At 73.8% G+C, this 18,599-nt stretch carries 14 protein-coding genes and 1 tRNA gene; 6 read left to right on the top strand and 9 right to left on the bottom strand.

Annotated elements, in window-relative coordinates; all coding sequences use genetic code 11:
- Window positions 1–22: 22 nt before the first annotated feature.
- The 4 genes from OG309_RS13985 to OG309_RS13970 all read right to left on the bottom strand — a co-directional run bounded on the left by OG309_RS13985 (window position 23) and on the right by OG309_RS13970 (window position 5,711).
- Window positions 23–2,101: a protein kinase domain-containing protein gene (locus OG309_RS13985; protein WP_329420960.1), complete on the bottom strand. Its 2,079-nt coding sequence runs from the start codon at window positions 2,099–2,101 to the stop codon at window positions 23–25.
- Between the two features lie 156 nt (window positions 2,102–2,257).
- Entirely contained in the window at window positions 2,258–4,468 is a 2,211-nt protein-coding gene (locus OG309_RS13980; RefSeq protein WP_329420958.1) for a protein kinase domain-containing protein, read from the bottom strand.
- Between the two features lie 2 nt (window positions 4,469–4,470).
- Window positions 4,471–5,529: a serine/threonine protein kinase gene (locus OG309_RS13975; RefSeq protein WP_329420957.1), complete on the bottom strand. Its 1,059-nt coding sequence runs from the start codon at window positions 5,527–5,529 to the stop codon at window positions 4,471–4,473.
- Window positions 5,530–5,639: 110 nt separating this feature from the next.
- A tRNA-Cys gene (locus OG309_RS13970) sits at window positions 5,640–5,711 on the bottom strand.
- 179 nt (window positions 5,712–5,890) lie between these two features.
- Here OG309_RS13970 and OG309_RS13965 point away from each other — a divergent pair.
- The 4 genes from OG309_RS13965 (at window position 5,891) to OG309_RS13950 (ending at window position 11,591) form a co-directional block, all read left to right on the top strand.
- Complete coding sequence (locus tag OG309_RS13965) at window positions 5,891–7,360, top strand: MFS transporter (RefSeq protein WP_329420956.1); 1,470 nt, start codon at window positions 5,891–5,893, stop codon at window positions 7,358–7,360.
- A gap of 503 nt (window positions 7,361–7,863) precedes the next feature.
- Window positions 7,864–9,654, top strand: coding sequence for a DEAD/DEAH box helicase (locus tag OG309_RS13960; RefSeq protein WP_329420955.1), 1,791 nt, complete (start codon window positions 7,864–7,866; stop codon window positions 9,652–9,654).
- A 423-nt stretch (window positions 9,655–10,077) separates the two neighbouring features.
- Entirely contained in the window at window positions 10,078–10,719 is a 642-nt protein-coding gene (locus OG309_RS13955) for an IclR family transcriptional regulator (RefSeq protein ID WP_329420954.1), read from the top strand.
- A 77-nt stretch (window positions 10,720–10,796) separates the two neighbouring features.
- On the top strand, window positions 10,797–11,591 hold the full coding sequence (locus tag OG309_RS13950) for a S16 family serine protease (RefSeq protein ID WP_329420952.1): 795 nt from the start codon (window positions 10,797–10,799) through the stop codon (window positions 11,589–11,591).
- Here the strand turns inward: OG309_RS13950 and OG309_RS13945 are convergent.
- The 4 genes from OG309_RS13945 to OG309_RS13930 form a co-directional block, all read right to left on the bottom strand.
- Complete coding sequence (locus OG309_RS13945; RefSeq protein ID WP_329420951.1) at window positions 11,524–12,828, bottom strand: MFS transporter; 1,305 nt, start codon at window positions 12,826–12,828, stop codon at window positions 11,524–11,526. The two genes, OG309_RS13950 and OG309_RS13945, sit on opposite strands and share 68 nt — an antisense overlap.
- Before the next feature lie 42 nt (window positions 12,829–12,870).
- Window positions 12,871–13,071, bottom strand: coding sequence for a hypothetical protein (locus tag OG309_RS13940; protein ID WP_329420948.1), 201 nt, complete (start codon window positions 13,069–13,071; stop codon window positions 12,871–12,873).
- A gap of 40 nt (window positions 13,072–13,111) precedes the next feature.
- A complete protein-coding gene (locus tag OG309_RS13935) occupies window positions 13,112–13,735 on the bottom strand; it encodes an ArsR/SmtB family transcription factor (protein WP_329420945.1) in 624 nt (207 codons plus the stop codon).
- 113 nt (window positions 13,736–13,848) lie between these two features.
- The gene (locus tag OG309_RS13930) at window positions 13,849–14,328 is read right to left on the bottom strand and encodes an Lrp/AsnC family transcriptional regulator (protein WP_329420942.1); all 480 of its coding nucleotides are present in this window, start codon (window positions 14,326–14,328) and stop codon (window positions 13,849–13,851) included.
- A gap of 121 nt (window positions 14,329–14,449) precedes the next feature.
- Here OG309_RS13930 and hppD point away from each other — a divergent pair, with 121 nt between their 5' ends.
- Window positions 14,450–15,595, top strand: coding sequence for a 4-hydroxyphenylpyruvate dioxygenase (gene hppD / locus OG309_RS13925; protein WP_329420941.1), 1,146 nt, complete (start codon window positions 14,450–14,452; stop codon window positions 15,593–15,595).
- 106 nt (window positions 15,596–15,701) lie between these two features.
- Here the strand turns inward: hppD and OG309_RS13920 are convergent, their stop codons facing one another.
- On the bottom strand, window positions 15,702–17,102 hold the full coding sequence (locus OG309_RS13920) for a tetratricopeptide repeat protein (RefSeq protein ID WP_329420939.1): 1,401 nt from the start codon (window positions 17,100–17,102) through the stop codon (window positions 15,702–15,704).
- Window positions 17,103–17,199: 97 nt separating this feature from the next.
- Here OG309_RS13920 and OG309_RS13915 point away from each other — a divergent pair, with 97 nt between their 5' ends.
- Window positions 17,200–18,594 (top strand): FAD-binding oxidoreductase, encoded by a 1,395-nt coding sequence (locus OG309_RS13915; RefSeq protein ID WP_329420937.1) that lies wholly within the window; start codon window positions 17,200–17,202, stop codon window positions 18,592–18,594.
- Window positions 18,595–18,599 lie beyond the last annotated feature (5 nt).

Here is an 18,599-nt window from a genome sequence, read left to right as displayed (position 1 = left end):
AGCGCGGCGTCGGGGCAGCCGTTCAGAACGTCGGCAACGCCGCCACCTTGCCCTTGCTGATCAGGAAGACGCGGTTGGCCTTGGCCGTCATCGCCCAGGGGCCCGTGTTGTCGCGTTCGTAGGTCCAGACGCGCTTGCCCTCCGGGATGGAGATGCCCGAGACGCCGGAGTCGCCGTTGGCGCTTTCGACGGTCCAGACGCAGTCGCCCTGGACGACGGGGGGCTGCGGGTCGGGGAAGTCGCCGTTCAGGTCGGCGTACCAGAAGTCGGGGCTGCTGCCGTCCTTGGCGTAGCGGCGGACGGCCCTGCCCTGGGTGGCCGTGACGCCGTTGGCGTCGACCGCCGGCGGGCCCCAGGTGAGCCGGGGGCTGCTCGCGTCGATGGACCAGAGGCGCTCGCCGGTGGCCAGGGTGACGGCGGTCAGGGTGCGGCCGCCCAGGTAGACCGTGCCGTCGTCGACGGCGGGCCGCAGGCTGCCCGAGGACTGGCCGCGGATCTGCCAGGCGCGGCGGCCGGTCGCCTTGGCGTAGGCCGTGACGCTGCCGTCCGTGCCGGAGAGGACCAGGTGGTCGGTGTCGGCGGCGGCCCAGGGGCCCGTGGTGTTCGTGACGCGTTCCGTGGACGCGATCGTCCAGCGGATCGTGCGGCCGGCGACGTCCACGGCCCGCAGCGCGCCCTTGGTGGTGAGGACGTAGACGGTGTCGGGAGTGGCGGCCAGCAGGAGGGCCGCCTCCGCCGCCGGGAGCGACCAGAGCTGTCTGCTGGTCGAGGCGTTGTGGACCACCAGGTGGCCTGAGGTGTTGACCGCTGCGAAGTCGGTCAGCGTCAGGGGGAGTTGGCGGGCGGTCTTCGAGATGTCCGGGAGCGTCCACTTCGTCGCGCCGTCCACCACCTTCAGCGCCGTCAGGCCGCCGTTCCGGTCGGGGAAGACCACCACGTCGCGCAGGGCCACCGGCGGGGCGAGCGGGCCCGTCGCCGCCAGGTCGACCGGACCCCACAGGGGCGTGGGGCGGATGCCCGCGTTCGCCTGGTCCAGGAGCGGGGCCTCCGGAGCGTCGCCCTCGGGCGGCAGGGCGTCCTCCCCGCGCCTGCCCAGCCACCACGCCGTGCCTCCGCCGCCGGCCAGCAGCACGGCGCCGCCCCCGCCCCAGGCCGCCAGCACGCGGCGCCTGCTCGGGGCGGGCGTCGTGCCCGCCACCACGGTCGCGGCGGCCGCCTTGGACTGGCGCCGGACCTCGGTCTCCCTGCGCTTCACCTCCTCGTGCAGCGCACCCCGCCGCCACACGTCGCGGACCTTGCGCCGGTCCGGTACGAAGGCCTGCGCCACCTGCTCCGGCGTCGGCCGCAGCTCGGGTTCGCGGGCCAGGCACGGGGCGATCAACTGGTGCAGCGCGGGCGGCAGGGCGCCCAGGTCCGGCTGCTCGTGCACCACCGCGTACTGCACGGCCGCCACATGCGCCCCGTCGTACGCCCGCCGCCCCGTCGCCGCGTACACGAGCACCGCGCCCAGCGAGAACACGTCCGCCGCCCCGGTCACCCGCCGCCCGAGGACCTGCTCCGGCGCTCCGTAGCCGGGCGTGACCGGGATCTGGCCGGTCGTCGTCAGCGTGAGGCCGTGCTCGGGGCGGGCGATGCCGAAGTCGATGACCCGGGGGCCGTCCGACGTGAGCACGATGTTCGGCGGCTTGATGTCGCGGTGGATCAGCCCGGCGGCGTGGATGTCCCGCAGCGTCTCGCCCAGCGCCGCCGCCAGCGCCCGTACCGTCGGCTCGTCGAACGGGCCGTACCGCGCCACCGCCTCGTCCAGCGTCGGCCCGGCCAGGAACTCCGTCGCGATCCACGGCCGTCCGCCGTCCATCTGCGCGTCGAGCACCCGCGCCACCCCACCGCTCCTGACCGCCTGCGCCGTGTGCGCCTCGCGTACGAAACGCTGGGCCAGGTGCTGGTCGTGCGCGAGCTCGGGGCGCAGCACCTTCACCGCGGCCGGGCGGCCGTCGGCTCCCGCCGCGAGGTACACCTTGCCCATGCCGCCCTCGCCCAGCACACCGAGCAGCCGGTACGGGCCGAGACGCAGCGGGTCGCCGAAGCCTAGGGGGTTCATCGGGGGGTCACGTCCTGTCCGGGAGAGGGGAGAGGGGAGAGGGGAGAGGGGAGAGAAGGGGCTTGAGGGGAGAGAGAAGGGGCTTGAGGGGAGAGAGAAGGGGGGGGTGTCGGGGCCGTGGAAGGCTTCAGGGGTGGGCGTGCGGGGCGGTGGGTGTCACTTCAGCGGCAGGGCGATCATGAAGCGGTCGCCCACCGCGAACATCCGGCCCGTCTTCCGGTGCGCCACCACATGGTCCGCGTCCGTCCCGTACACCCAGGCCCTGCGCCGCGTCTTCAGGTCCACCGCCGCCAGGCCCCGCTCGGACCGGTAGTAGAGGTACCGGTCGCCCAGTGCGAGGGACTGGTCCTTGTCGGGCAGGGCCGGGTTGTCGGTGTCGGCCCTCTCCTGCCACAGCTTCGTGCCCGTGCCCGTGCCCGTGGCCGTGTCGACGGCGTACGCGCCGCCCTCCACCACCGCGTAGACCGCGCCGTCCCCCAGTACGGGCGCGGAGAACGGGTCCTGCGCCGAGACCCGCTGCTCCCAGGCCGTGCCGCCGTCGCTCAGCCGCAGCGCCGAGAGGTTCGTACCGCCCGTGTAGAGGTGGGTTCCGTCCAGGCACGGCTGGTTGAGGGAGACCGTGTCCCGCGGCACGTCGATGTCCTTGCGCCAGCGCACGGCGCCCGTGCGGGTGTCGCGGGCGACGACCCGGGTCGTGTCGTCGAACTCGTTGTAGCTCTCGAACGTGATGAGGCGGTCTCCGGCGACCGCCGACGCCATCACGTAACGGCGGTCCGTGCTGTCGACGCCGGAGCCGGGGCCCGCGGCCTTGTCGCCCAGGGGCGTGCGCCACATCTCCCGTCCCGTCCGGGTGTTCACGGCCACCAGGTGGTGCGAGCGCAGCGCGTCCGGGACGCCCGTCGCGCCCGCCAGGTACAGGACGCCGCCCGCCGCGCACAGCAACTGGGTCGCGTCCATGTTGGCGTTGAGGCCCTTGACCGTGATGCCGGACGGGCGCAGCGCGTACTTCTTCCTGTCCACCGTCCGCACGACCAGGTCGAAGTGCTCGGTCTCCAACTTCCGCTGCACGGCGTGGACCACGCCCGCCTCGTCGGCGACCGCCGTCCACGGCGTGGTGTCGGCGCTGCACACGCCGGCGGTCCTGCCGGTCGCGACGTCGCTGAACACCACCCCCATCCCGGCGACCAGGGCGACCTGGTCGCCCAGGACCATCGGGAACGTGCGCTCGTCCTTCTCCGGCGTCGCCATCTCCGCGTTCCACAGCGACGACGGGGCCGCCCCGGTGCCGCCGGCGGGCGGCGTCCGCGGTCCGCTCTTCGGCTGGGGTTCCCTTCCGCGCCAGGCCCAGAGGCCCGCGCCCGCGCCCGCCGCGGCGAGGGCCGCGCCGCCGCCCAGGGCGAGGAGACCGCGGCGGGAGAGGCGGCGCGGCGGGGCCGCCACCGCCGTCGTGTACGGGTCCTCCGCCGGTGCCGGGAGGCGGGGCGGGTGCGGGTGCCAGACGTCCGTCGCGCGGCGGGCGATCGCGGCGAGCAGCGGGGGCGGCAGGTGGTCCGCGAACTGGCCCCGGCCGTCGTGGAGTTCCGCGATCAGGGTGGCCGGCGCCGGGCGGGCCGACGGGTCCTTCGCCAGGCAGGCGGCCAGCAGGGGGCCCAGCGACGGCGGCACGGCCGACAGGTCCGGGTCGGCGTAGCGGACGCGGTAGAGGAGGTCGGCCGGGGCGCCCGAGCCGAACGGTGCCTGGCCCGTCGCCGCGAAGACCAGCACGCCCGCGAGCGCGAACACGTCGCCCGCCGGGGTGTGTTCCTCGCCCGAGGCCTGCTCCGGCGACATGTACGCCGGGGTGCCGGCCGCCGCGCCCGTGGAGGTGAGCCGGGCGTCGCCGGCCGCGCGGGCGATGCCGAAGTCGATCACCTTCGGGCCGTGCGCGGTGACCAGGATGTTCGACGGCTTCAGATCACGGTGCACCACGTCCGACGAGTGCAGCTGCCGCAGCGCCCCCGCGAGAGCGGCGCCCACGGCGCGGACGGTCGGTTCCGGCAGCGGGCCGGCCAGGGCGACCGCGTCGTCCAGCGGCGGGCCCAGGACGTACTCCGTGGCCAGCCACGGCGTCTCGGCGAGCGGATCCGCGTCGACGACGGCCGCGCCGTGGCGGTCCCCGATGATGCGGGCCGCGTCCGCCTCCAGTCGGAAACGGGTACGGAACGCGGGGTCGGCCGCCAGGCGCGCGTGCACCGTCTTCAGCGCGACCGTCCGGCCGCCCGGCGTCCGCGCCAGGTACACCGTGCCCATGCCGCCGGAGCCCAGGCGGGCCAGCAGGCGGTACGCGGCGACGGTGGACGGGTCGTCGTGGGTCAGGGGGGAGAGCATGGTCAGTTTCCGATTCCGATCCCGTGCCCGTGGGCTTGCCCGAGCCGGTCATGCCCGCGCCCTTGCCCGTCATGCCCGCGCCCTTGCCCGTCGTGCCCGCGTCCTTGCCCGAGCCCGTCATGCCCGTGCCCGGTTCCGCTGCCGTGCCCGTGGTCGTTACCGGTCGCGCTTCCGCCGCCGGGGCCCGGCGCCTCGGCCGTCTCGGCCGTCTCGGCCGTCACCGCCAGGTCGGCGGCCAGCAGTGCCGCGGACTGGTGGGCCAGTGCCGCCACCACGCGGGGCGGGAGCCAGTCCGGGGTGAGGAGCGTCGTGGCCGAGCCGAGCACCGTCCCGTGCGGGGTGGGTGGGGACAGGGCGGGCAGCAGGGCCGCGGCGGACGGGCGGTGCGCCGGGTCGCGGGTGAGGCAGGCGGTGATCGTCGCGCCCAGCGCGGACGGGAGTTCCGAGCGCTCGGGGACGGTGTGGCCGGTCGCGGCGTACGCGAGGACCGCGCCCAGCCCGTACACGTCGCCCGGTGGGCGCGGCAGCCCGCCCGTCGCCTGCTCGGGGGCCTGTGCCGCCCGGTCCACCCGGTCCGTGGCGCGGGCCGCGCCGAAGCACGTGAGCCGCGGGCCGTCCGCCGTCAGCAGCACCGACGCCGGGGCCACGCCCGCGTGTGCCACCCCCTGCGCGTGCAGAGCGGTCAGCGTCTCCGCGAGGGCCGCGCCGATCACCCGTACCGTTTCCTCCGGCAACGGGCCGCCGTGCACGGCCAGCGCCACGGGGAGCGGGAGCGCGGGGACGTACGGGGTCGTGAACCACGCGTCCGCGCCGTGTGCGGCTCCGTCGGTCTCCGTCACCGGGAACGTCCACGGCGGCGCGAGGCGCTGCGCGGCCTCCGCCTCCGCCCGGAAGAGCACCGGGTCGGCGCCGGGGAGCGGGGCCGTGAGGAGCACCGTACGGTCGCTCGTCGTGCCGCGGGCGATGAAGCGGCGGCACGGGACCGGGGGCGGGGAAGGGTGCGGGGCCGGGCGGTCCTGGGACGGGTCCAGACGCGTGACGAGGCGGTACGGCCGTTCCACTTGCGAATCCCCCCTGAATTCCCCTGAGCGAGGGAGAGCCTACTCGGGGGAGCGGGGCGGGCCGGAACGGGGAGAAGGGGCGCCCCTTCCGCGGGGCGCCCCTTCCTCGGAGACCGTGATCGGAATCGAACCGACGTAACTCGCTTTGCAGGCGAGCCCCTCAACCACTCGGGCACACGGTCGTGGTGGCGACGAGTAAGACGTTAGGCGGGGGAACGGGCGGGCTCAACGGTTCCGGTGGTGGTGCAACACGACTGCCATACGGGGGCCACAGGGCGTTCACGGACCTAGGGCGAAGGGACCACTCCGTAACCGACTCGCGACAGGGGTCACCTGGGGCGATGGCCCTTACTCTGGGGGGATGAGCGTCCTCGAACCCAGCGACACCGCCGCGCCTCCCGCCGCCGCAGCAGAGCCTTCCACCGGCGGCGGAGGCGTGCTCGGCCGCGAGCACCGGGCGCTCAGCATCGGCATCGTGTCCGTGGTCCTGCTCATCGCCTTCGAGGCCACCGCCGTCGGCACCGCGATGCCGGTCGCCGCGCGCGAGCTCGGCGGGGTCTCGCTGTACGCCTTCGCCTTCTCCGCGTACTTCACCACCAGCCTCTTCGCCATGGTCTTCTCCGGGCAGTGGTCCGACCGCAGCGGGCCGCTCGCGCCGCTCACCGCCGGCATGAGCGCCTTCGCCGCGGGGCTGCTGCTCTCCGGCACGGCCGGGACGATGTGGCTGTTCATCCTCGGGCGGGCCGTCCAGGGGCTCGGCGGCGGGCTCGTGATCGTCGCCCTGTACGTGGTGATCAGCCGGGCCTACGCGGAGCACCTCCGGCCCGCGATCATGGCCGCCTTCGCCGCCGGGTGGGTCGTGCCGTCCGTCGTCGGGCCGCTCGCCTCCGGGACGATCACCGAGCACCTGGGGTGGCGGTGGGTGTTCGTGGGGATACCCGCTCTCGTCGTCTTCCCGCTCGCCCTCGCGCTTCCCGCGATACGCCGGACGGCCTCCGGGCCCGCCGACCCGCACGCCCCGCTCCCGCCGTACGACCGGCGGCGGATCCGGCTCGCCCTCGGGATCTCCGTCGGTGCGGCGCTGCTCCAGTACGCCGGGCAGGAGCTGCGCTGGCTCTCCCTCGTCCCGGCCGTCGCCGGCGCCGCGCTGCTCGTGCCCGCCGTGCGCGGGCTGCTGCCGCACGGAACGTACCGGGCGGCCCGCGGGCTGCCCTCGGTGGTGCTGCTGCGCGGGATCGCCGCGGGTGCGTTCATCGCGGCCGAGTCCTTCGTGCCGCTGATGCTGGTCACCGAGCGGGGGCTGAGCCCGACGCTCGCCGGGCTCTCGCTCGCCGTCGGCGGGCTGACCTGGGCGCTCGGCTCCTACGTCCAGTCGCGGCCCTGGACGGAGCCGTACCGCGAGCGGCTCATGGTCGCCGGCATGGTGCTGGTGGCGCTCGCCATCGCCGCGGCGCCGAGCGTCCTGATCGAGGCCGTGCCGGCGTGGGTGGTCGCGGTGGCCTGGGCCTTCGGGTGCTTCGGCATGGGCATCGTCATCGCCCTGACCAGCGTGCTGCTGCTCAAGCTGTCGGCCCCGGAGGAGGCGGGCGCGAACTCCGCCGCCCTGCAGATCTCCGACGGGCTCTCGAACGTGCTGCTGCTCGCGGCCGGCGGGGCGGCGTTCGCCGCGCTCGGCGGCGGGGCGGTGGGGCATGCGGCCGCCGGTGCGGGTGACGGGTCCCACCCCGTGGCCTTCGTCGTGGTCTTCCTGCCCATGGCCGTCGTGGCGGCGGTGGGGGCGTGGGTCGCCACGCGGCTGGGGGTGCGGGGGGCCTCCGGCGCGCGGGGGTAGACCGCCCGCCGCGTCCGGCCCCCCCCCCCCGCGCTCCCGCTCCGGTGGCGGCCCCCGTCCTGCCGTCGGCGGGTGGGGCGGCCTCCTCCCTGTCGTCGGCGGGTGGGGCGGCCTCCTCCCTGTCGTCGGCGGGTGGGGTGGCCTCCTCCCTGTCGTCGGCGGGTGGGGTGGCCTCCTCCCTGTCGTCGGCGGGTGGGGCGGCCCCCTCCCCGTCGTCGGCGGGTGGAGCGGTCCCATCCCCGCCGTCAGCGGGTGGAGCGGCCCCCTCGCCGCCGTCGCCGGGTGCGGGTTCCGGAGATGTCGATCTTGATCGGGAGTATGCCCTGGTCATCGACGTCCGCGGCGGTCGGACGGCCCATGTCGGCGTGATCGCGGAGGGGTTGCGGGGGTTGTGAGGACTGTCTCAAGGGGGGTCGCCACGGGGCCGATCGGGGTGGGTCGCGGGGGTCGCACCGGTAAGGTGGCCCGGTTGTCATATCTGGACGAGCGTCGAACCGGAGACCGTGACTACTACCGCCTCCTCCTCCCATCACCTTTCTCCCGCCTTCCCCGGCCGGGCCCCCTGGGGCACCGCAGGCAAGCTGCGAGCCTGGCAGCAGGGCGCGATGGAGAAGTACCTCCAGGATCAGCCCCGTGACTTCCTCGCGGTCGCCACGCCGGGCGCCGGCAAGACCACCTTCGCCCTGACCCTCGCGTCCTGGCTGCTGCACCACCACGTGGTGCAGCAGATCACCGTCGTCGCGCCCACCGAGCACCTGAAGAAGCAGTGGGCCGCCGCCGCCGCGCGGATAGGGATCAAGCTGGACCCGGACTACAGCGCCGGGCCGCTCAGCAAGGAGTACGACGGGGTCGCCATCACCTACGCCGGTGTCGGTGTGCGGCCCATGCTGCACCGCAACCGCTGCGAGCAGCGCAAGACCCTCGTCATCCTCGACGAGATCCACCACGCCGGAGACTCCAAGTCCTGGGGCGAGGCCTGCCTGGAGGCCTTCGAGCCCGCCACCCGGCGGCTCGCCCTGACCGGTACGCCCTTCCGGTCCGACACCAACCCGATCCCCTTCGTCACGTACGAGGAGGGGAACGACGGGATCCGGCGGTCCTCGGCCGACTACACCTACGGCTACGGGAACGCCCTCGGCGACGGGGTCGTGCGGCCGGTCATCTTCCTCAGCTACAGCGGCAACATGCGCTGGCGCACCAAGGCCGGTGACGAGGTCGCCGCCCGGCTCGGCGAGCCGATGACCAAGGACGCCGTCTCCCAGGCCTGGCGCACCGCCCTCGACCCGCGCGGCGACTGGATGCCCAACGTGCTGCGCGCCGCCGACCAGCGGCTCACCGAGGTCCGGAAGTCCATTCCGGACGCCGGTGGGCTCGTCATCGCGAGCGATCAGGACTCGGCGCGTTCCTACGCCAAACTGATCCGGGAGATCACCGGGACCAAGGCGACCGTGGTGCTCTCGGACGACGCCGGCGCCTCCGGCCGCATCGACGAGTACAGCGAGAACACCTCCCGGTGGATGGTCGCCGTCCGGATGGTGTCCGAGGGCGTCGACGTGCCGCGGCTCGCCGTCGGCGTGTACGCGACGACCATCTCGACGCCGCTGTTCTTCGCGCAGGCCGTCGGGCGTTTCGTGCGATCCCGCAGGCGCGGCGAGACGGCGTCCGTGTTCCTTCCCACCATCCCCAGCCTCCTCGGCTTCGCCACCGAGATGGAGGTCGAGCGCGACCACGTCCTCGACCGGCCCAAGAAGGAGGGCGAGGAGGACCCGTACGCCGAGTCCGAGAAGGAGCTCGCCGAGGCGGAGAAGCAGCAGGACGAGGACACCGGCGAGCAGGACATGCTGCCCTTCGAGGCGCTCGAGTCCGACGCCGTCTTCGACCGGGTGCTCTACAACGCGGCCGAGTTCGGCATGCAGGCCCACCCGGGCAGCGAGGAGGAGCAGGACTACCTCGGCATCCCCGGGCTGCTGGAGCCGGACCAGGTGCAGCTGCTCCTGCAGAAGCGGCAGGCCCGGCAGATCGCGCACAGCCGCAAGAAGCCGGACACCGAGGCCGACCTGCTGGAGCTGCCCGCCGAGCGGCGGCCCGTGGTTTCCCACAAGGAGCTCCTTGAGCTGAGGAAACAGCTCAACACGATGGTCGGCGCGTACGTTCACCAGAGCGGCAAGCCGCACGGTGTCATCCACACCGAGCTGCGCCGGGTGTGCGGCGGCCCGCCGAGCGCCGAGGCCACCGCCGGGCAGATCCGCGAGCGGATCAAGAAGGTGCAGGAGTGGGCCACCCGGATGCGGTGAGGCTCCTGCCGGGTGCCGTCGAGGTGCCGAGAGGCCCGTACACAGGCTGTGTACGGGCCTCTCGGGCGTCCCGGGGGAAACGGGACGGTGCGCCGAGGACCGGCCCCCACGGTCGGGCCTCGCGCACCTCCACGCTACGGGCGTCACCTGGGCGGCCTTGTCCCCCAAAGTCCCCAGTTCGGCCGACTTAGGTCCCGAACCGCCCGTATCCGGTCGCACGCGCCCGGATTCTGGACGAGGTCTTCCGCTGAGCGGAGCAGGTCGCTACTGTCCCGGCTCAAGCAAACGCCCCGTGGCAGCGCCGCCGCGGGGCGCAGCCGGTGTGCCCCGTCCTGCCGGCGGCCTCTGACGTGCGTCGCCGTGGGACCGGTGCCGCAGCTCTCGTACGAGTCCGCTGTCACTCACTCCGAAGGAGAGGGCGTCGTGACCGCGGAGACCTCCCAGACGCTCGACCGGGGACTCAGAGTCCTCAAACTGCTCGCCGACACCGACCACGGCCTGACCGTCACCGAGTTGTCCAACCGACTCGGCGTCAACCGGACCGTCGTCTACCGTCTGCTCGCCACGCTCGAACAGCACGCCCTCGTCCGCCGCGACCTGGGTGGCCGCGCCCGGGTGGGGCTCGGCGTGCTGCGACTCGGCCGCCAGGTGCATCCGCTGGTGCGGGAGGCCGCGCTGCCCGCGCTGCGCTCGCTCGCGGAGGACATCGGCGCGACGGCCCACCTGACGCTCGTCGACGGGGCCGAAGCGCTCGCCGTCGCCGTCGTCGAACCGACCTGGACCGACTACCACGTCGCCTACCGGGCCGGCTTCCGCCACGCGCTGGACCGCGGGGCGGCCGGGCGCGCCATCCTCGCCGCCCGGCTGGGCGAGCTCATCGAGCCGGGCTTCACCCTCACCCACGGCGAGCTGGAGGCCGGGGCCAGCGGGGCCGCCGCGCCGCTCGTCGGGGTCACCGGGATCGAAGGCAGTGTCGGCGTCGTCATGCTCTCGGACGCCGTGCCGGAGCGGGTCGGACCGCGCGTCGTGGACGCGGCCCGGGAGGTCGCCGACGCGCTGCGCTAGGGCCCGCGACCGCCGTGGTGACGGGCCGGAGGCGCGGGTCCGCGCCCGCCCGTGACCGGGCCCAGTAGATTGGGTGCGTGTTCTCCAGTCTCTCGCGTCGTCGTGCGCTCGCGCTCTGTGCCGTCCCCGTCGTCGCGCTCTTCGCCGTCGCCGGGCTCGCGCCGCTGCCGTTCTCCATCGCGCAGCCCGGAACGACCGCCGACGTCCTCGGCAAGGACAAGGGCCGCGAGGTGATCACCGTCAGCGGCGTCCCGGTCCGGGCGACCGACGGGGAGCTGAGGATGACGACGATCCTGGCGACCGGCCCCTCGGAGGACATCGACCTCGCGGAGGTCGCCGACGCCTGGTTCCGCACGGACCGGGCCGTGCTGCCGCGGGAGTCGGTCTACCCGTCGGGCAAGTCCGACAAGGAGATCGAGGAGCGCAACCTCGGGCAGATGAAGGAGTCGCAGGACGCGGCCTCCCTCGCCGCCCTCGGCTACCTGAAGCTGGACCCGAAGAAGGTCAAGGTCGATCTGCACCTCGCCGACGTCGGCGGGCCCAGCGCGGGGCTGTTGTTCTCCCTCGGCATCGTCGACAAGATCGACGGGAACGGCGACGGCGGCGACCTCACCGGCGGCCGGACCGTCGCCGGTACGGGCACGATCACGCCCGACGGCATGGTCGGCGCGGTCGGCGGGGTCTCGCTGAAGACGCAGGCCGCCGCACGGGACGGGGCCACCGTCTTCCTCGTGCCCAAGGACGAGTGCTCCCAGGCGAAGGCCGAGCTCCCGAAGGGGCTGCGCCTGGTGCCGGTGACCGCGCTCAGCGACGCGGTGTCGTCCCTGCGGGCCCTGGAGCAGGGGCAGGAGTCGAAGGTTCCGAGCTGCTGACCTCCGCCGGCCCGGACGGGCGGTCCATCGCCCGCCAGGACGGGAGGACCAGCGGCGCGAGCGTGGCCAGGAAGTAGAGCGTGCCGAAGGTGAGCAGGGCCGTGGTGATGCCGGTCCGCTCGATCAGGTAGCCGGCCGCGAGGCCGCCGAGCGGGGTGGTGAGCAGCACGCCGGCCGTGCTCGCGCCGCCGACGCGGGAGCGCAGGTCCTCCGGGACGGTCTCGTAGAAGACCGTGGAGAGGATCGGGTTGAGCACCCCGGCGCCGAGTCCGCCGAGCGCCATCGTCACGAGCAGCGGCGGGGTGGTGTCCGTGAGGGCCGCGACCAGGTACGAGGGGGCTCCGGCGAGCAGGAAGCCGACGGCGAGGACCGGGCGGCGCGGGAAGCGGTGGCCCACCGTCCCGTACAGCAGCGCGCCGAGCAGGGCGCAGCCGCCGAAGACGGCGACGAGCAGGCCGATGGCGGCCGAGCCGCCGAGCTCCTCGCGGGCGTGCACGGGGAGCAGGACCGCGTTCCAGCTCTGGCCTAGGCCGTTGGTGACCATCACCATCAGGTTGATGCCGAGCAGCAGCGGGGTGCGCAGCAGGAACGAGTAGCCCGCGCGCAGGTCGGAGCGGTAGGTGGCGAGGGAGAGCGGGGGCGCGTCGCGGAGCGGTTCGGCGGAGGGTATGCCGCGGAGCCCGACGACGACGAGCAGGGCCGAGAGGCCGAAGGTGGCGGCGTCCACGTACAGGACGGTGTCCGCGCCGATGAGGGCGACGAGCAGGCCGGCGAGGGCGGCGCCGGTCATGCGGGCGCCGCGGGAGACGGCGTCGTAGAGGCTGGCCGCCCGGGGCAGCGGGGTGCCGGCGTGGCGCGCGAGGTCGGGGATGAGGACGTGGCGGGCGGTCTCGCCGGGCGCGTGGAAGAGGCCGGTGACGCCCATCAGGGCGCACAGCATCCAGAACTCCAGCACTCCGGCCCGGTTGAGCAGCGGGATCGCGGCGAGCGCGAGGGCGCAGACGAGGTCCGAGGCGATGGAGACCCGGCGGCGTCCGATCCGGTCGATCACGGGGCCGCCGCAGATCGCGGAGAGGACGACGGGGACGGCGGCGAAGAACGCGACCACACCGGCCTTGCCGGGGCTTCCGGTGGTCTCCAGGGCGAACCAGGGGACGCCGATGAGGGTGAGTGAATTGCCGCTGATGGAGATGGCGTTGGCCGCCAGGACGGTGGCCAGTGGTGTGCGCGATCGCACGGTGGTTCCCCCCGGATGGTGGATGGTGGCCGCGCGCGGCCGTCAGGCGGTGGCGCAGGCGGTGCGCGGGTGCGGGACGGCCAGCTTCAGGCCGAACTCGACCAGCTTCCATCCGAGTTGTTCGCGTACGGAGGCGATGGAGGCGGTCGGGCCGGCCGGGCGGGCCGGGGCGGTGCCGGTGGCGGCCTCGTGATGCTCGGCGGCGTTCAGGGTGTGCAGGACGAGGTGGATGTCGGAGTGCATGGCGTGGCCTTTCCGGTGGTCCCGTCAGGGGGTGGGCTTGTCAGTTCTCGCCGTGCTGGGGGAAGGCGTGGAGGTGCATCCGGACGCGCTGGCTGCCGGGGGCCTCGCGGTCCTCGGTGTCCCGGTACTCGTTGATGAGGGCGTGCAGCCGCGCGTCGAGCTCGCGCAGCCGCTCCGGGGGCAGGTGGAGCGTGAAGTCGCTCATGTCGGAGGCGCCGAGCCACGCCTCGGCCCACTGGTGCCGGGTGCCCAGGTAGGTGCTGAGCTCCTGGGTGTGGATGGTCGCTATCTCGTGGAGGTAGACCTCGACGGCACCCTGGACCTCCGGGTCCGGGTTCTCGTACAGCGCCTCGTCGAGGGTCGTGCCCTGGGCGGCCGCCTTCCACCAGCGCTCGCGACCCTTGCCGAGCTCCGGGTCGTCCTCGACGAAGCCGTGGGCGGCGAGCTGGCGCAGGTGGTAGCTGGTGGCGCCGCTGGACTCCCCGAGCCGCTCGGCGAGCTGGGAGGCGGTGGCGGGGCCGTGGTGGCGCAGGGCGCGCAGCAGCTGGATGCGCAGCGGGTGGGCGAGTCCGCGCAGGGAGCGCGGGTCGAGCACCCTGCTGGCGGGCTTCTCGTCGGGGGCGGGCGCCTCGGGGGCGTGCTCCGGCTCGGGCTTCTCGGGCATGACTCCACAGTAGAGTTGCAAAGGGATCTCTGCAACGGTTTTTTGCAGAGAGTTCTTTGCAACTCCTCCCGGGGTGCGCCCCCGGGCCCTCCCCGGCCCTCGGCGCCCCGGGGTCACCGCCCGGCGTCGTCCTTCGCGGCCTGCTCCACCAGCGGGATGATGCGCAGCGGGACCGGGTTCTCCATGACGATCGCCGTGGACGCGCGGACGATGCCGTCGAAGCCGACGACCCGGTCGATCACCCGCTGGAGGTCCGCGTTGGAGCGGGCCACCAGCCGGCACAGCATGTCCCCGTGGCCGGTGGTCGTGTGCAGCTCCAGGACCTCCGGGACGGTCGCCAGGTGCTCCCGTACGTCCGCGCCCTGGCCCTGCTTGATCTCCAGGGTCGCGAAGGCCGTGACCGGGTAGCCGAGGGCCGCCGGGTCGACCTGGGGGCCGAAGCCGCGGACGACCCCGTTCGACTGGAGCCGGTCGAGCCGTGCCTGGACCGTGCCGCGGGCCACGCCGAGACGCCGCGAGGCCTCCAGGACCCCGATCCGGGGTTCCTCGGCGAGGAGCACGATCAGACGCCCGTCCAGATGATCGATCGCCATGGTGTCCTCCTGATGGTCATGATGTACAAGTCGCACGCCGATGGTGGCCCATCGCTGGGCAGATTGACCAGTCGAACAAGAAACTATTGCGCAGCTTGCGGGACGGCGGGACGCTGCTGTCATGACTGAGACCCTCGATCACACCCCGACCACCGCGCGTGAGGCCGACCCCTTCCCGGTGAAGGGAATGGACGCGGTCGTCTTCGCCGTCGGCAACGCCAAGCAGGCCGCGCACTACTACTCGACGGCCTTCGGCATGAAGCTGGTCGCCTACTCCGGACCGGAGAACGGCAGCCGCGAGACCGCCAGTTACGTCCTCACCAACGGCTCCGCCCGTTTCGTGTTCACCTCCGTCATCAAGGCCACCAGTGACTGGGGCCGCTTCCTCGACGAGCACGTCGCCGCGCACGGCGACGGCGTGATCGACCTGGCGATCGAGGTGCCGGACGCGCGCGCCGCCTACGCCCACGCCGTCGAGCAGGGCGCCACCGGGCTCGTCGAGCCGCACGAGCTCAAGGACGAGCACGGCACCGTCGTCCTCGCCGCCATCGCCACCTACGGCAAGACCCGCCACACCCTCGTCGAGCGCTCCGGCTACGACGGCCCCTACCTGCCCGGCTACACCGCCGCGCAGCCGATCGTCGAGCCGGCGGCCAAGCGCACCTTCCAGGCCGTCGACCACTGCGTCGGCAACGTCGAGCTCGGCAAGATGAACGAGTGGGTGGCCTTCTACAACAAGGTCATGGGCTTCACGAACATGAAGGAGTTCGTGGGCGACGACATCGCGACCGAGTACTCGGCGCTGATGTCGAAGGTGGTCGCGGACGGCACCAAGAAGGTGAAGTTCCCGATCAACGAGCCGGCGATCGCGAAGAAGAAGTCGCAGATCGACGAGTACCTGGAGTTCTACGGCGGCCCCGGCGTCCAGCACATCGCGCTCGCCACGAACGACATCGTCGCCACCGTGCGCGCGATGCGGGCCGCGGGCGTCGAGTTCCTGTCCGTCCCGGACGCGTACTACGACACGCTCGGCGAGTGGGTCGGCGACACCCGCGTCCCGATCGACGAGCTGCGCGAGCTGAAGATCCTCGCCGACCGCGACGAGGACGGCTACCTGCTGCAGATCTTCACCAAGCCGGTCCAGGACCGCCCGACCGTCTTCTTCGAGATGATCGAGCGGCACGGCTCCATGGGCTTCGGCAAGGGCAACTTCAAGGCCCTGTTCGAGGCGATCGAGCGCGAGCAGGACAAGCGCGGCAACCTCTAGCGGCTGCCGCCCCCACACGAGGGGCCCGTCCCGGGTGAAGACCCGGGGCCGGGCCCTTCCCCACGTCCCGGGCGGTACGGGGGGCCGCCCGGGACGAGGGCCCCGCTCAGGCCTTCCTGGCCTCCGTCGGCTTCTTCGGCTCCTCCTGCCGCACGTCCTTGGGGAGCTCGTCCGGGAGGTCGCCCAGGGCCTTCACGGCCTCCTTCGCGCGCGGGGCGAGCAGCGGGGAGAAGTACGGGTTGATCCGCAGCGCCTCCGCCAGGTGGCGGCGGGCCGGGCCGCCCTCCTCCAGGACGCGCTCGATCTCGCCCCGGTGGTACGCGAACAGCGCGCTGCGCAGGCCCTCGTCGGTGGCCCGCTTCGCGTACTCCAGGGCCTCCTTGGGCTCGCCCGACCGGTACAGCGCCCAGCCGAGCGCATCCGCCACCCGCACCGAGCGGTGGCCCCGCGCCCACTGCGCGCGCAGGAGGAGCACGGCCTCCGCGGGGTCGCCGTGGTCCGCCGCGAGCAGACCGAGCGCCACCTCGGCGCCCGGCAGGCGCTGGGTCCGCAGGCGCCCGTACAGGGTCCGCGCGTCCCCGTCCCGGCCCAGCGACTCGTACAGCTCGCCCGCCTCCAGGAGGAACTCGGGCAGCGGCTGCCGGGCCAGGGCGGCCTGCCAGGTGTGCACGGCCTCGTCGGTGCGGCCGAGTGCCGCGAGACTCCGCGCGCGGCCCGCCAGCGACGGGGCGTCGTCCCGTACGAGGCTCAGCGCCGTGTCGTACGAGCCCAGGGCCTCCGCCGGCTCGCCCCGCTCCCACGCCAGGTCGCCCAGCCGCGCCAGGGCCGCCGCCTTGTCCGCGCCCGACTCCGCGAGCGCCACCGAGTCCAGGGCCGCCGCGCCCGCGTCCTCGCGCCAGCCGCGGTTGCGGTACAGGTGCGCCGAGCGGGCGCTGACCGCCGGGCCCGTGTGCAGCTCGGCGAGGGTCTCCGTCGCCTTCTGGGCCGCCTTGTAGTCGCCGAGGCCCTCGTACGCGTCGATCAGCACCGGATACGCCGACCAGCGCTTCGGGTTCGCCTTGCGGGCCTGCTCGCCCCAGCGCTTGGCCGTACCGAAGTCGCCGCGTGCGTTCGCCAGCGCCGCCATGCCCAGCTCCGCGTCCAGGTTCCCGCGCCCGGCGGGCAGGACGGCGAGGGAGCGCTTCAGGGCGTCCTCGGCGCGGGGGAAGTCCGCCGGGTCCGCGCGCCGCAGCCCGCGCTCCGTATAGGCAGTGCCGAGCACCGCCCATGACGCGTCGTCAGCGGGATGGGTCCGCAGCCACCGTTCCCGGTCGCCGATCAGCGCGACCAGATCGGGCAGCGCCGCCCGCGCTCCGGCGTGCGCCGCGCTCACCGCCCGCTCGGCGGGACCGGGCGGGGGCGCCGGCGTGCGGCCGATCAGTTCCGGTACGTACAGCAGCGCCGTCGCGGCGAGCACCGCGCCCACCCCGCAGGCCAGCACCGTCCTCGACACGTTCTCGCTCTTCATGGCGCTCACTGTGCGCCCGCGGGCCGCTGTACGAAGAGCACACGAGCGCCTGCCCCGGCGGGTTCACACCGATGGCCCCGGGTGCCACGCTGGACCCATGGACGATCTTCAGCAGGACGATCTTCAGGCGCGGCTCCACCGGGAGCTGCGCGCCGGACTCCCCGCCGAGGCGCTGCTCACCGACCCGGACGTCACCGCCTCGTACGCCCACGACATGGCCGGCTTCTGCGAGGCCGGCAGCCCCGCGGTGGTCGTGCTGCCCCGCACCGTCGAGCAGGTCCAGCACGTCATGCGCACGGCGACCGCGCTGCGCGTCCCGGTCGTCCCGCAGGGCGCCCGTACCGGCCTGTCCGGCGGCGCCAACGCCTCGGACGGCTGCATCGTGCTCTCCCTGGTCAAGATGGACCGCATCCTGGAGATCGACACGGTCGACCGGATCGCCGTCGTCGAACCGGGCGTGATCAACGCCGTGCTCTCCCGGGCCGTCGCCGAGCAGGGCCTCTCCTACCCGCCGGACCCCTCCAGCTGGGAGACGTGCACCATCGGCGGGAACATCGGCACCGCCTCCGGCGGCCTGTGCTGCGTGAAGTACGGGGTCACCGCCGAGTACGTGCTCGGTCTGGACGTCGTGCTCGCCGACGGGCGGCTGCTGCGGACCGGTCGGCGCACCGCCAAGGGCGTCGCCGGATATGACCTGACCCGGCTCTTCGTCGGCTCCGAGGGCAGCCTGGGCGTCGTCGTCGGGGCGGTGCTGGCGCTCCGGCCGCAGCCGCCCGCCCAGCTCGCGCTCGCCGCCGAGTTCCCCTCCGCGGCCGCCGCCTGCGAGGCCGTCTGCGCGATCATGGAGCGCGGCCACACGCCGTCGTTGCTGGAACTCATGGACGGCACCACCGTCCGGGCCGTCAACAGGCTGGCCCACATGGGGCTGCCCGACACCACCGAAGCCCTGCTGCTGTGCGCCTTCGACACGCCCGATCCCGGAGCCGACCTGGCCGCCGTCGCGGAGCTCTGCCGGGCGGCCGGGGCCACCGAGGTCGTGCCCGCCGAGGACGCCGCCGAGTCCGAACTGCTGCTCCAGGCGCGCCGGCTGTCGCTCACCGCGCTGGAGACGATCAAGAGCGCGACCATGATCGACGATGTGTGCGTGCCGCGCACGAAGCTGGCGGCGATGCTGGCCGGCACGGCCGCGATCGCCGAGAAGTACGGGCTGACCATCGGGGTCTGCGCGCACGCGGGCGACGGCAACACCCATCCCGTCGTCTGCTTCGACCACGCCGACGAGGACGAGTCGCGGCGGGCCCGGGAGTCCTTCGACGAGATCATGGCGCTCGGGCTCGGCCTGGGCGGCACGATCACCGGCGAGCACGGAGTGGGCGTGCTGAAGAAGGAGTGGCTGGCGAGGGAGTTGGGGCCGGTGGGGGTGGAGTTGCAGCGCGGCATCAAGCGGACCTTCGACCCGCTGGGCCTGCTGAACCCCGGCAAGCTCTTCTGACCGAC

The sequence above is a fragment of the Streptomyces sp. NBC_01268 genome (genome assembly GCF_036240795.1).
Lineage (GTDB): Bacteria > Actinomycetota > Actinomycetes > Streptomycetales > Streptomycetaceae > Streptomyces.
The sequence above is the reverse complement of the archived record's forward strand: the minus strand, read 5'-3'. Positions and strand labels throughout refer to the sequence as shown.